This window comes from Cupriavidus sp. 8B (genome assembly GCF_054589115.1).
Genome location: NZ_BAAILO010000292.1, coordinates 47,856 through 60,237, shown reverse-complemented (window position 1 = coordinate 60,237; position 12,382 = coordinate 47,856). Strand labels below are relative to the sequence as shown.

General features: G+C 62.0%; 11 protein-coding genes. 7 read left to right on the top strand and 4 right to left on the bottom strand.

What is annotated here, in order from left to right:
- The first annotated feature begins 165 nt into the window (after positions 1–165).
- Positions 166–558, top strand: a complete 393-nt coding sequence (locus ACYP5B_RS29090; protein WP_459571983.1) for an aldo/keto reductase — start codon at positions 166–168, stop codon at positions 556–558.
- 102 nt (positions 559–660) lie between these two features.
- On the opposite strand, the gene ACYP5B_RS29085 is transcribed toward ACYP5B_RS29090, so the two are convergent.
- Entirely contained in the window at positions 661–1,359 is a 699-nt protein-coding gene (locus ACYP5B_RS29085) for a pirin family protein (protein ID WP_459571982.1), read from the bottom strand.
- A gap of 154 nt (positions 1,360–1,513) precedes the next feature.
- On the opposite strand from ACYP5B_RS29085, the gene ACYP5B_RS29080 reads away from it, so the two are divergent.
- Complete coding sequence (locus ACYP5B_RS29080) at positions 1,514–2,494, top strand: LysR substrate-binding domain-containing protein (protein WP_459571981.1); 981 nt, start codon at positions 1,514–1,516, stop codon at positions 2,492–2,494.
- Positions 2,495–2,833: 339 nt separating this feature from the next.
- Here the strand turns inward: ACYP5B_RS29080 and ACYP5B_RS29075 are convergent, their stop codons facing one another.
- Positions 2,834–4,990: an alpha/beta hydrolase fold domain-containing protein gene (locus ACYP5B_RS29075; RefSeq protein WP_459571980.1), complete on the bottom strand. Its 2,157-nt coding sequence runs from the start codon at positions 4,988–4,990 to the stop codon at positions 2,834–2,836.
- A 74-nt stretch (positions 4,991–5,064) separates the two neighbouring features.
- Between ACYP5B_RS29075 and ACYP5B_RS29070 the strand changes: the two genes are divergently transcribed.
- The 3 genes from ACYP5B_RS29070 (at position 5,065) to yedA (ending at position 7,540) form a co-directional block, all read left to right on the top strand.
- The gene (locus tag ACYP5B_RS29070; protein WP_400101074.1) at positions 5,065–5,763 is read left to right on the top strand and encodes a TetR/AcrR family transcriptional regulator; all 699 of its coding nucleotides are present in this window, start codon (positions 5,065–5,067) and stop codon (positions 5,761–5,763) included.
- A 317-nt stretch (positions 5,764–6,080) separates the two neighbouring features.
- On the top strand, positions 6,081–6,266 hold the full coding sequence (locus tag ACYP5B_RS29065; RefSeq protein WP_318230942.1) for a hypothetical protein: 186 nt from the start codon (positions 6,081–6,083) through the stop codon (positions 6,264–6,266).
- Positions 6,267–6,661: 395 nt separating this feature from the next.
- On the top strand, positions 6,662–7,540 hold the full coding sequence (yedA, locus tag ACYP5B_RS29060; RefSeq protein WP_400101082.1) for a drug/metabolite exporter YedA: 879 nt from the start codon (positions 6,662–6,664) through the stop codon (positions 7,538–7,540).
- Positions 7,541–7,575: 35 nt separating this feature from the next.
- Here the strand turns inward: yedA and ACYP5B_RS29055 are convergent, their stop codons facing one another.
- Positions 7,576–8,268 (bottom strand): GntR family transcriptional regulator, encoded by a 693-nt coding sequence (locus ACYP5B_RS29055; protein ID WP_318230943.1) that lies wholly within the window; start codon positions 8,266–8,268, stop codon positions 7,576–7,578.
- A gap of 171 nt (positions 8,269–8,439) precedes the next feature.
- Positions 8,440–10,065, bottom strand: a complete 1,626-nt coding sequence (locus ACYP5B_RS29050) for an OpgD/OpgG family glucan biosynthesis protein (protein ID WP_400101084.1) — start codon at positions 10,063–10,065, stop codon at positions 8,440–8,442.
- A 247-nt stretch (positions 10,066–10,312) separates the two neighbouring features.
- Between ACYP5B_RS29050 and ACYP5B_RS29045 the strand changes: the two genes are divergently transcribed.
- Together ACYP5B_RS29045 and ACYP5B_RS29040 are read left to right on the top strand one after the other, a co-directional pair.
- Entirely contained in the window at positions 10,313–11,287 is a 975-nt protein-coding gene (locus tag ACYP5B_RS29045) for a 2-dehydropantoate 2-reductase (protein WP_459571979.1), read from the top strand.
- Positions 11,288–11,515: 228 nt separating this feature from the next.
- Positions 11,516–12,235, top strand: a complete 720-nt coding sequence (locus ACYP5B_RS29040; protein ID WP_400101078.1) for a GntR family transcriptional regulator — start codon at positions 11,516–11,518, stop codon at positions 12,233–12,235.
- The last annotated feature ends 147 nt before the right edge of the window (positions 12,236–12,382 follow it).

The window sequence follows — 12,382 nt, the reverse complement described above, 5'->3', positions numbered from 1 at the left end:
AACCGCAGCGAATCCGCCCGTCTGTCCCTCATTGAGAAAATCCGAGGCCAGAGGCGTTGGCAACATCATGCGAAAACCTCATTGATCAGCACTTCCCTAGTGGGTGGTTCTGCGCGGCCACCATGAGGAAGGCGACGCTGGTTAATCGTTCGGACGCCAGGGTCGATGGCAGGGAAGGAAGGGAGCCGACCACTCCTACTGATGATGCTACACCATCCTTATCTCGATCAGCGTGTTCTGGTTACGGCTACACGCGACGCGGGTCTTGCGGTCACCGCCTATTGCGGGATGGCCATAGGTCGTGTCTTTACCGACCCGGTGCTCAAGGAGATTGCCGCTCGTCACCAACGAGGGGTCTCGCAGATCGTACTTCGCTGGTTGGTTCAACAGGATGGCGTGATTGCATTGTCTCGCACTACCAGAATCGATCGGCTTGGCGAGAACGCCCCAGTTTTTGATTTCGAGCTGTCGCCGGATGAGATGGCGGCAATCTTTGCCTTGGTCCAACCAGGCAGTCGTATAGTCGACCCGCCTGGCCTGGCACCTCTCTGGGATTAACATCGTTGGGAAAGACACGGGTCATTGTGCGTGGTGCGACGATGGCTCGATGAGACTTTCTACGGTTGGCATGGTAAATCCTCTCTTATGAAATAGTTGAATTTAACCTGCATCGACAAGAATGAATTCGCAATCCTGGGTGGCGGTGATCTCGATGTTCTCCTCCTCCGAGATGGCAATTCCATCGCGCTCCTCGACGTGCATGCCGTTTACCCTGGCGGCACCTTTCGCAACGACAAGATACGCATACCTTGTCCGCAATATCGTGTAGGCGATGGTTTGCCCGGCCTGCAACAGGGCGCCTAGTACGCGAGCATTTGCATTGATGTGCACCGCCTCGCCATCGTCAGGGAATCCACTAGCCAATGGTACAAGTCGGCCGGCCCGTTCTGCCTTTGGAAATGGCTTGGATGCCCACTTAGGCTCGATCCCGCGCTGAGTTGACCGTATCCAGATCTGGAAGAGCCGTAGCGGCGAGTTGCCGGGGTTATATTCCGAATGGCGTATCCCTCTACCCGCGCTGAAGGCCTGCACGTTGCCCGCGGTGATCTGTCCACGGCTGCCCAAGGTGTCTTGATGCTCAAGTACTCCCTCCCTGACATAGGTGACGATTTCCATGTCGCGGTGGCCGTGCATCGGGAAGCCGGTTCCGGGTGCGATCTCATCGTCGTTCCACACAACCAAGTCCCCAAGCGCGGTATGTTGGGGATTGCCTTCGGCACTCACGGCAAAGTGGTGCTTTGCCTTCAGCCAATCCAGATTCGCTCCATCAAGGGATGGCCACGGTCGAAGCTGCAGCATGATGGCTCCTGTACGCTGGTTACATAGCTAAAAAGAAGTTCAGTGCGAGAAGACATCGGGGCCTGTCTGTCCTCTCGAATGCGTAAATCAACAGGCGATCGATATTGGTAGGTTATCCCTGGGCGCAAAAGCTGAAAAAGGTGCCAGGATAGAAATGATCTTTGTCTACAATAGAACAATCAACAAGCAGCTATTGAGGCACGCCGTGGCGCCCGTCAGTGACCTGAACAACTTGTATTTCTTTGCGAAGGTTGTCGAATGCGGTAGCTATACCGCGGCGGCTGAAGCCTTGGGACTTCAAACTTCAAAGCTGAGCCGGCGTATCGGGGCGCTCGAAGCGGAATTGGGGGTTCGGTTACTGAACCGGACAACGCGAAGTCTGTCGCTGACTGAGGCTGGCAGGACGTTCCATGGGCACTGCGTTGCGCTAATCGCGGAGGCGCAGGCGGCGAGGGACGCGATCACCCGGACATTAGCCTCACCTCGGGGATTGGTGCGGGTAAGCTGCCCGACAGGTGTGCTACAGAGCGGAGTCGCGGAAATGCTGAACCGATACCTCGAGGCGTGGCCACAAGTCCAGCTCGCCCTGGACGCGACCAATCGCCGGGTGGATGTCATTGAGGAAGGGGTGGACATCGCGATCCGGGTGCGAGTTCCACCGCTGGAGGACTCCGATCTTGCAATGCGGACACTTTGTCCTTCGGGGATGGTTCTGGCGGCTAGCCCAAGCCTTGTTCAGGCGCTAGGGGAACCTCAATCACTTGATGACGTTGGCCGGATGCCAACGCTCGCGATGGCCAGTGCCGGGGACTGGCACGTATGGCGGTTCCGCGATGCCGCCGACAGGCGAGCCGAGTTGATGCACGCGCCCCGGCTGAAGACCGACGATCTCTATACCCTCCGCTTGGCAGCGCTGGCTGGAGTGGGCGTTGCGTTACTGCCCGAAATGCTGATTTCCGAAGATATTGCGAATGGGAGGCTTGTCCGGTTACTGCCCGATTGGGGAGCACAGGACGGTGTAGTGCATGCCGTATTCCCGTCGAGAAGGGGAATGGTGCCTGCGATCAGGGAGTTGCTCGACTTCCTTGCCGCATGCTTCGCTGAAAAGGCGCGCCCCGCCCAGGAGTGGGCCTGACCCATCGCGGGGATGCGTGCATCTGTGTGGGGTGTACTTGCTGGCGTTGGTAAGTAAGTCTGAGGCATCTGCCTGAATATTGAAGTCAAGACACGCGTCCAGGTGGCATCTCTCCCGGGGCGCGCGTCTTTCCAGGCATTTGCCTTGTTTTTGCGCTACGGCGTGTTCGAAGCGCATCGGGTCGACGTTCGAAGAGCGAGGCGTATGGGGCCTGTCTAAGCAAAATCACAGAGCGCCTGTCCTCGCTTGAGCCATAGCCTTTGAATCACTGACGTTGATTGCCAGCGCGTTTGTCGCTGGCCAATTGCGCTGGACTTGAACGTCGAAGGAGGCGGTCCTTTACGCTGGCGTCAAAGACCGTGCGGAGCAGCCGATGCGCTCGCGACTCCAATCGGCAAATTCAGCCAATGTCCGCTGGGCCTCGGGCAAGAACGGGAACAGCGTGAAGACGTGCACCGAATCCTCGACTACGCGTAGCGTCGTGTCTACCCCACTGGCCCGCGCCTTGTCAGCCAATCGCGTGGTATCGCTTTGGAGTACCTCGCCCTCCGTGGCAGCAAGGAACAGTGGAGGAAGGCAGTGGAGGTCCCCATACAGCGGGGATACGAGCGGATCAGTCGGCTCGTGACCCTGGAAATAGGACGCGCCAAGCAGGCTCAACGAGTCCCGGTGCGCTGCCGGGTCGTCGCCGGAGCGGGCCTGGACAGTCGGATCGCTCAACGTCAGGTCGGCAAAAGGACAGACCGCGAAGACGCCGGCAGGCGCAGGCAAGCCAGCACTGCGGATCGCGATGGCCAGGGCCAGCGCCAGTCCACCCCCCGACGACTCGCCACTGAGGATGATCTGTCGAGAAGGGACTCCGGTAGCGAGAAGACCACGGTAGGCGTCCAGGGCATCATCGACGGCGGCAGGATAGGGATGCTCAGGGGCCAGCCGGTATTCGACCGTGTAGCAGGCCCCGCCGACTGCTGCGGAAAGCCGATGCGCATATTCCAGCGAACTGCGCGCCGAACCGAGCACATAGGCGCCGCCATGAAAATGCAGCACGACGGGGTTATCCGTTGAAGCTTCAGCGGCGTCGACTCTGAGAGCCTGCACGCCGTGGAGTTCGACTTTCTCTATGGACACGTCGCGCGGCACCGGGAAGTGGCTCAGCAGCATGCGGTCGTAAGCCTCGCGCATGCCATCGTGGCCGCGAGCCACGTCTTCTGGCGTGAATGTACTTTTCCAGATGTCGAATGCCTGCTGGCTCTCGGGCCGCTGCATGCGCTTGCCCTCTCGGGCATTGGCGATGCCCACCACTTCGTCGGGAGTTTGCTGAGCTGCCAGGCGTTCGTCGTGTCCCCATACAAAGGCCCAGGAGGTCTCGGCAAGGGGATCGATACGAGCCATCCCTTTCCAGCGACCATTTCGTACGCGCACACGCTCAGGATCGGATTCATGCACCATTTTCACAATGGCGCGGGCACCGGCCTGTACGCGTGTGGTACGTGGTTGCCGGCGGCGTTCGTACTCGAGCAATCGTTCGGCGATACTCGCATTGCTCTGCCTTGCCAACGTGACCGCCAGGGTCCAGGCGTCTTCGATGGATTGGCATGCGCCCTGCGCGAGGAATGGCACCATGGCATGAGCCGCGTCGCCAAGCAGCGTGATGCGCCCGGTGCTCCACCGCTCAATCGGATCCCGGTAATACATTGCCGTGATAAAGCTGGTCTCCACTTGATCAAGCAATGCGGTAACCGTCGGCTCGGCTCCCTGGAATGAGCGTCGTAGCTCCTCAACGTCGCCGCTGGTGCTCCAGCTTTCGCGATGCACTTCCCCCGACGGCACGGATGCGAGAATGCTGTAAAGGTCCGGGCGCACCCAATACGAGATCATGGTGCGTCCCGGGCCGAACCAGTTGTTGCCTCGCACGGGAAGCGGCAAGCCTGCAAGCTTGTGGGCTGGGATCAACGAGCGCCACATCAGAATGTTGGCGAACTGAGTCTTTTCCGGCCCCCGAAGCGCCGCACGCACAGCCGAGTGAATGCCATCGGCACCCACCACAACGTCAGCCTCGACCCGCTCCCCGCCGACAAGATCCACCCACGCCCGATCGGCGGTCTGGCCAATCCAGGCTACCTTGGCACCGAGTCGGATAGCACTCGCAGGCAACCCACGCGCGAGCATGTCAATCAGGTCGGCACGATGAACGTTGTACATCGGCGCACCATAGCGCTTGGCTGCTTCCGGGCCGAGCGGCGCGAAATACAGTCGGCGGCCAGTGACCAGATCGCGGTAGTCAAATGCATCGGGCTGAGTGGCAACGGCAGCGAGGTCTGCCTCAACGCCCAGTTCACGCAACAGAAGTGCGCCATTGCTTGCTATTTGTATGCCGGCGCCTACCTCCGTCAATTTTTCCGCTTGCTCGAGAACTACCGCGTCTATGCCGTGGTGCCGCAGCGCCAGCGCCGCACAAAGTCCTCCGATGCCCGCGCCTACAATGATCACTCGCATGTTGATACGCTCCTTGCTCATAAGTAAGTGATATGTTTTAATTAATATATATCGCTTAACTAGAGATGACATCAGTGAAAACCCTGCGAGTTGACGGTTTGGAGACGCGGGCTCGGCTCAAGCAGGCGGCACAGCGGCTGTTTGCCCTGCGCGGGTTTGACGGCGTGACAGTGCAAGAGATCGTGTCGGCTGCGGGCCAGCGGAACAACGCCGCGTTGCACTATCACTTCGGATCCAGGCGCGACCTGCTCAAGGAGTTGGTGCTCGACGGCGCTCAGCTCATCGATGCCCGGCGCCAGGCGATGCTTGACCAGATGGAGGCGACACAAACGCTGTCGATACGAGGTTTGATCGAGGCGCTGGCGTACCCCCTGCTCGAACTTGGCCAGCAGACGGGGCAGTACACCTACATTCGCATGATCGCGAGTGTGCAATTGACCGATCGCGACCTACTCCGGGAGGCGGTAGGCGACACGTGGAACAAGGGTTATCGGCGCTGCCTGGCGCACCTTGGGGAACTGCTGCCCCATATCCCGCCCACGATCTTGCATCAGCGCCTCTCGCTGGTTGGCATGTATGGCAGCGCAGCCTGGGCGGCGTGGGAGGCCGCCATGGACTTGCAGATTGCCAATCGATTCTGGGAGCCGGCTTATAGCGTATCCAATGTACTGGACACGCTGCAGGCTATGTTGGAGGCGGCGCCTTCCGCGTCGACGCTCGAGCTGCTTGCGCCGTCACCTGCAAGCAGCGCGCAAACGTCCCCACCGAAGTAGAAGGGCTGGCGCAATGCACGTGCGGGTCGGCAGCAGCCGGACGTGCCACGACGATTCGGGTGCCGCGAGATTGATTGGGTAATCAATAAAGTGACTTGATATACCCTTTATCTGCCAGCATAAGGCATGGAGCGTCGCAATTCTCTGTTAGGCATCTCTGTTAGGCATGAAGTGTCAATTGCGACATCTTATGGTTTGCCTTCTCAGCATTCGTTGTTCTGCTGGGTACGTAGTATCACCTAATGCTGCGATGCGCCATTTTTCTTTGCTATAGTAGGGAAAACCCGATGAGGGTTATCCCTGAAAGGAAGAAAGCCATGAACACCCAATCCGACATCAAGATGACCGACCAACTCGAACGCGAACTGATCGAACGCGAACTTGGTCCCCGCAGCCCGGCCTTCGTCGACGACGTGAAGAGCGCCATCGCCGCCGTGCAATCCGTGCTGAGCCGCCTTCAGAACCAGGCACGCAAGGCAAAGATCGTCTTCGCAAACGGCTGATCGCCCGAGCACCGACATCAAGAATCAAGAGTGAATGCTGCTGTAGTGTGCTGTAGTTGACTGTTGTTGTTTGTTGTTGATGTATGTAGTTTTGGTTTGACGGCTTTCATGCTGCCCATCGCGGCGATGCGCTAGCGCATCCGTCCTGGCGAGGGCGGGCAGGCGGGCACTACGTCAAACCGGCGCGAATCTCTCTCGCGCGGCAAGACCGGCCAACGCGTCGCTCCAAGGAGCGCAGCGCTTTTTGGCCGGTTTTTTTATGGGCACCTGCATCCGCAGTGCGCCTTTGTGAGATCGCTTCACAAGCCTTGCGAGTCATTTTCCTTTTGCGCTCGCGTCGGATGACGCTATGGTTGAGGCCCCCCGTGCTTCCTCCCGGTCTTCCCTTGCCCACCATCTCCCCCCGCTTGCTGCTCTGCCTGCTGATTACGTACCTGGTCTGGGGCACGACTTATCTGGCCATCCGCTTCACGCTGGAGAGCTTTCCGCCGTTCCTGATGATGGGCTCGCGCTTTCTTTGCGCCGGCTTGTTGCTGGCGCTGTGGCTGCGCTATCGCGGCGCGGCCATGCCGACGCTGCGCCAGCTGCGCAATTGCGGGGTGCTGGCCGCATTCCTGCTGGTTGGCGGGATGGGGCTGACGGCGGTGGCGGAGCAGACCATTTCTTCCGGGGCGACCACCGTGATGATCGGTGCGATGCCGATCTTTGGCTTGTTCTGGGGAATCCGCTTCGGCGCGCGGCCGCGCTGGTACGAGGTGCTGGCCATTGCACTGGGCAGCGCGGGCATCCTGGTGCTGACCGGCGGCGTGGAGTTTCGCGCTAGTGCTACCGGCGTCATGGCCTTGCTGGTGGCCATCGGCAGCTGGTCGTTTGGCTCGCAGATCGCGCGGCGGCTGGATTTGCCGCAAGGCGCGGTGGCGTTTGCCGCGGAGATGTTGCTGGGCGGGGCGATCTTGCTGACATTGTCCGTTGTGTTCGGCGAGCCCTGGCCGCGGACGGTCAGCAGCCAGGCGTGGTGGGCCTGGGTCTACCTGGTGGTGGCTGGGTCGCTGGTGGCGTTTTCCGCCTATATGTACCTGGTGGCAAACGTCTCGCCGACGGTTTCCTCGAGCTATGTCTACGTGAACCCGCCGGTGGCGCTGGCAGTGGGCGCGTGGCTGGGCAGCGAGCAGATCGCGCCGCAGACATTCGGCGCGGTGGCGTTGATCCTGGGGGCGCTGGCGGTGCTTAGCCTGGGTACGTGGCACGGGGCGCGGGCGGTTGCGGCGACCTGAGTGAAGGTTGCCGCCCGCTTGTCAGGACTCCGGATTCAGGACTCGGACTGTTCCTCGATCCACATCGATAGCCGCGCCTTGTACGCTTGCTGGATGTGCCGGCGCGTGATTTGCTCGGCCAGCGCGGGATCGCGTTGCTCCAGGGCTTCCACCAGTGCGATGTGCTCTTCATAGGAGACCCGGGCGCGTCCCGGCAGCGCCAGCGTGGTGCGGCCCAGCAGCGCCATCGACTCGTGCAGCGAGCGCAAGGTCTTGAGCAGGTAGCGGTTGTGCGCGCAGCGGTGCAGCGTTTCGTGGAAGAGCCGGTTGTTGGCGGCGAGCTTGTCGGGCTGGTCGGCGATGGCCAGGTCGCGCTGGACGATATCGCGCAGCAGCGAGATTTCCACATCGGTGGCGTGGCGCGCGGCGAGCGCGGCGGCGGTGCCTTCCAGCACCTCGCGCATGACATAGAGCTCGCTCACCATGCTGGCGTCGAGCTGGGTCACCATCATGCCCCGGTTGGGCTCGTTGACGACCAGGCCTTCGGATTCCAGCCGCGACAACGCTTCGCGCACCGGCGTGCGCGACAGCCCCAGCGAGGCGGCGAGTTCCACTTCGCGCAGGCGGGTGCCGGAGGGCAGTTGCCCTGCCTGGATCGCGTTGCGCAGGTGCTGGTAGGCCCGCTCGGCACGGGGCAGTGAGGCGTCGGGACCGGTGCCGGCCGCGCCGGCTGGATCTGCGGAAATCATTGGGCGGGTGGGATCCCGTTGTAGTTGTTCGTTGTTGCGCATGGTTGTGCGTTGACCTGCGTCGCCATGATACCCGCTCCAGGCCCGGCAACATCACGCCGGCGCAATGCCGGTTACCGGCGGCGCAAAGCGCAATCGAGGTGACGCCTGCTGCCTGCCGGGTATCCGGTCCTACGCACCAGAACCGCTCGGCGAGTTGAACGGGTGGTACTGGTAAAGCCAGGTTTCCGACAGCGGCTTGCCGTCAAGGCGCAGGAACAGGCGCAGGTCGACCGGGTCCTTGCCTTCCGTCGTGAGGTCGAACTGGGCGCGCCAGTGCCCGGCCACGCCATTGGGCACGGGTTCGGTAAACACATAAGAGAAGCTCCCGCGCGCGGCGGTCAGCACGGCTTCGGGTTTGGTGCCGAAAGGCAGCTTCTCCAGCGGGCCGCCCTTGAATTCCACCATGAATTTGCGCACGCCCTGCGGTCGCGGCTGTCCGGGTTGCCCGCCGTTGCCCAGCCGGGTGGCGACGCAACGCGCCAGCGGGCTTGGATAAGGCTCGTCGGCCAGCCAGTGCAGCCGGTAGCGCAGGCGGAAATCGCTGCCGGCCTTGGCTGGCGCCTTTGGCACCCACATGGCAACGATGTTGTCGTGGATTTCGTCGTCGGTGGGAATCTCGATGAGCTGCACCGCGCCGGCGCCCCAGCCGTCGCGCGGCTCGACCCACAGGCTGGGCCGCCGTTCGTAGTGCACGCCATCCTGATAGTGATCGAAGTTGCGGTCGCGCTGCAGCAGGCCGAAGCCGCGCGGATTGTCATCGCCGAAGCTGGAGGCCGTGGTGCGCGGCGGGTTGTTGAGCGGGCGCCAGATATGCTCGCCGGCCCCGTTCCAGATGGCCAGGCCATCGGAATCGTGCACCTCGGGGCGCCAGTCGACGGCGTTGCCTTTGCTGGCTTCGGTGAACCAGCACATCGACGTCAACGGCGCGAGTCCCAGGCGGGCTACGTCCTTGCGCAGGAACAAGGCGCAGTCGATATCCATCAGCACGCCCTTGCCGCGCTGCATGACGAAGCGGTACGCGCCAGCCACGCTGGGGCCGTCGAGCAGGGCATAGACGGTGACGGCATCGCCGCCGCTGTTTCCCGTGGGCGTCTCGAAGTAGAAATGCGTGAAGTTCGGAAACTCCTCCGGGCGGCCGGCCTCGGCCACGTCGATGGCAATGCCGCGCGCGGACAAGCCGTACTGGTAGAGCTCGCCGATCGTGCGGAAATACGAGGCGCCCAGGAATGCCACCCAGTCGTTCTTCTTCCAGTCCAGCTTCTTCTGGTCGCCCAGGCGGCTCTCCTGGAAGCGAAAGCCGGCAAAGCCGCTGCCACGCGGCAGCTTGCGCGCCGGGCTGTCGGTGGGCATGTCGAAGTACGAGCCGTCATACACGATCTCGCGCGCCACCGGCATTCCCTTGGCGCTGTCGATGACATGCATGCGTACCGGCTGGCGGAAGAAGTTGCCCAGGTGGAAGAACGTCACCGGAAACTGGCCGGGCCCGTCGGCGAACAGCGCCTCATCGGTCTTGAAGCCGATCTTGCCGTGGGCTTCGTAGTCGATCTTGTTCAGCATATCGGCGGGTGCCGTGGCGGGGGGCACGTAAGGCTTGCCCGCTATGCCGCGGGCGCGTTCGATCAGGGCATCGAAACTGAAGGGGCGCGCGTCGCTCAGCTTGATCCTGCCGGCAGCCAGCACTGTGGGCGTGATGCCGAGGGCCGCCAGGGCGGCGGAGGCAGTGGCGGAAACGAGCAGGGTGCGGCGATTCATCATCAAGGGCAAGGAGGTCCTTGGCGCGATGGCGCTCAGTGGGCAGATCATAAAAGACGCGGCCAGAATCGGAAAGTTCGTAAAACGATCGGGGAAAGGGCCTAAAGGGGCAGTTCTTCATTTGGGAGCGTTGGATAGGGCATGCCGTAAGTCTAGGCAGGCGGCAGATTGAGGTTGTACTCCTTCTCAGTGGAATATAGTATGTGATATATCAATGCATGTACGCATAAAACCACCGGGAGACGACATCATGAAAGTGTGTATCTATGGCGCCGGCGCGATCGGCGGCTATCTCGGCGTCCAGCTGGCACTGGCGGGCGCCGAGGTCAGCCTGGTCGCACGTGGCCCCCATCTTGCCGCCATGCGCGCCAACGGCCTGCGGCTGTTGAGCGAGGGCGAGGAGCGGGTAGCCAAGGTCAATTGCACCGACGACCCGGCCACGCTGGGGCCGCAGGACTACGTCTTCATCACGCTTAAAGCCCACTCCGTGCCGGGCGTGGTGGACCTGATGCAGCCTTTGCTTGGTCCCACGACGGCAGTGGTGACAGGCGTCAACGGCATTCCGTACTGGTACTTCCACCAGCACGGCGGCCCGCTCGCGGGCAGCACGCTGGAAAGCGTCGACCCGGGCGGGCGCCAGTGGCGCGGCCTGGGACCAGAGCGGGCGATCGGCTGCGTGCTCTATCCCGCCGCCGAGATCGTCGAGCCCGGCGTGATCCGCCATGTCTACGGCAAGAAATTCCCGCTGGGCGAGCCCGACGGCAGCAAGTCGGCGCGCGTGAGCCACCTGAGCGAAATGATGGTGGCCGGGGGCCTGGAGGCGCCCATCCGCGACAATATCCGCGACGAGATCTGGCTCAAGCTGTGGGGCAACCTGTGCTTCAACCCAATCAGCGCGCTCACGCATGCCACGCTGGATATCATCACCGCCGATCCGGCCACCCGCGGGCTGTCGCGCGCGATGATGCTGGAAGCGCAGGCGATCGCGGAGCGCTTTGGCGTGCGTTTCCGCGTGGATGTGGAGCGTCGCATCGACGGTGCCGGCGCGGTGGGGGCGCACAAGACCTCCATGCTGCAGGACCTCGAGGCAGGGCGGGCCATGGAGATCGACCCCCTGCTGACGGTGGTGCAGGAAATGGGCCGGCTGGTGGAGCAGCCCACGCCAATGGTGGATGCGGTGCTGGGCCTGATCAAGCAGCGTGAACGGATGGCGCAGGCGGCTTGAGCGCGGGTGCCGGGCCGGCTGGGAGGAAATGGTGGCGCCGGCCGGTTACGGCGGCGCACCATGTGATATACCATATACGCAAAACCGTTACCCTGGCAGCCGATTTATATCAATTGTGCATTTTGCTATGCATTCAGCTCATGCAATGGCTGCTTTTGGTAAGCTAAGCGGGAAGCCGCAGGCGACTGTCCCGTTCGCCGCGGCGCTGGTTTCAACAAGAGCCCACTCATGTCTGCGCAAACTCAATCCGCGGTCCAGCCTGCTGGACTGACCCTGTCTCTCCAACCCATCAACGCCGGCGCCAGCCTGCGCGACCAGGCGTACGCCATGCTGCGCCAGGCTATTGCCGACGCCGACATCTATCAGTCGACCGAGGAAATCCGGCTGGACGAGCGGGTCCTGAGCGAGGCGCTCGGCGTGAGCCGCACGCCCATCCGCGAAGCCATGACGCTGCTGGAGCAGGAGGGTTTCCTGCGCACGGTGCCGCGCCGCGGCATCTACATCATGCGCAAGACCAAGCGCGAGATTGTTGAGATGATCCAGGTGTGGGCCGCGCTGGAGAGCATGGCCGCGCGCCTGGCCACGCTCAACGCCAGCGACGACGAAATCGCGCAGCTGCGCCATATGTTCGACAGCTTCCGCGATGCCACGCCGGCCGAGCATATCGAGGAATACTCTGACGCGAACATCGCGTTCCACCAGGCGATCGTGCAGTTGTCGAACTCGCAGGTCATCATGGATTCGATCAAGAACATCTTTGTCCATGTGCGCGCGATCCGGAAGATGACGATCTCGCAAAGCGATCGCGCGTCGCGCTCCATCGTCGATCACCTGCGCATCATCGAGGCGCTGGAAAAACGCGACACCGAGCTGGCCGAGAAGCTGGTGCGCCAGCATTCGCTGGACCTTGCTGACTATGTCGAGAAGAACTGCGACTTCCTGGATTGAAGGTTGAGGAGATTGAAGGTTGAGGATTCACAGCAGTCTGAGACGGCGGAGACGGTCCGCCGTCTCAGACTGCTGACAAACCTGAAGCATTAGCCGAAGCCGCCGAACGGGCCTAAAGCCGCGCGCCATGACGACGGCTGTCTCCCT

Excerpts from the sequence above, each read along its gene's own strand:
- ACYP5B_RS29090 (WP_459571983.1), top strand. The coding sequence starts at position 166 with ATGGCAGGGAAGGAAGGGAGCCGACCACTCCTACTGATGATGCTACAC.
- ACYP5B_RS29080 (WP_459571981.1), top strand. The coding sequence starts at position 1,514 with ATGATCTTTGTCTACAATAGAACAATCAACAAGCAGCTATTGAGGCAC.
- ACYP5B_RS29085 (WP_459571982.1), bottom strand. The coding sequence starts at position 1,359 with ATGCTGCAGCTTCGACCGTGGCCATCCCTTGATGGAGCGAATCTGGAT.
- ACYP5B_RS29075 (WP_459571980.1), bottom strand. The coding sequence starts at position 4,990 with ATGCGAGTGATCATTGTAGGCGCGGGCATCGGAGGACTTTGTGCGGCG.
- ACYP5B_RS29065 (WP_318230942.1), top strand. The coding sequence starts at position 6,081 with ATGAACACCCAATCCGACATCAAGATGACCGACCAACTCGAACGCGAA.
- ACYP5B_RS29050 (WP_400101084.1), bottom strand. The coding sequence starts at position 10,065 with ATGATGAATCGCCGCACCCTGCTCGTTTCCGCCACTGCCTCCGCCGCC.
- ACYP5B_RS29045 (WP_459571979.1), top strand. The coding sequence starts at position 10,313 with ATGAAAGTGTGTATCTATGGCGCCGGCGCGATCGGCGGCTATCTCGGC.
- ACYP5B_RS29040 (WP_400101078.1), top strand. The coding sequence starts at position 11,516 with ATGTCTGCGCAAACTCAATCCGCGGTCCAGCCTGCTGGACTGACCCTG.
- ACYP5B_RS29055 (WP_318230943.1), bottom strand. The coding sequence starts at position 8,268 with ATGATTTCCGCAGATCCAGCCGGCGCGGCCGGCACCGGTCCCGACGCC.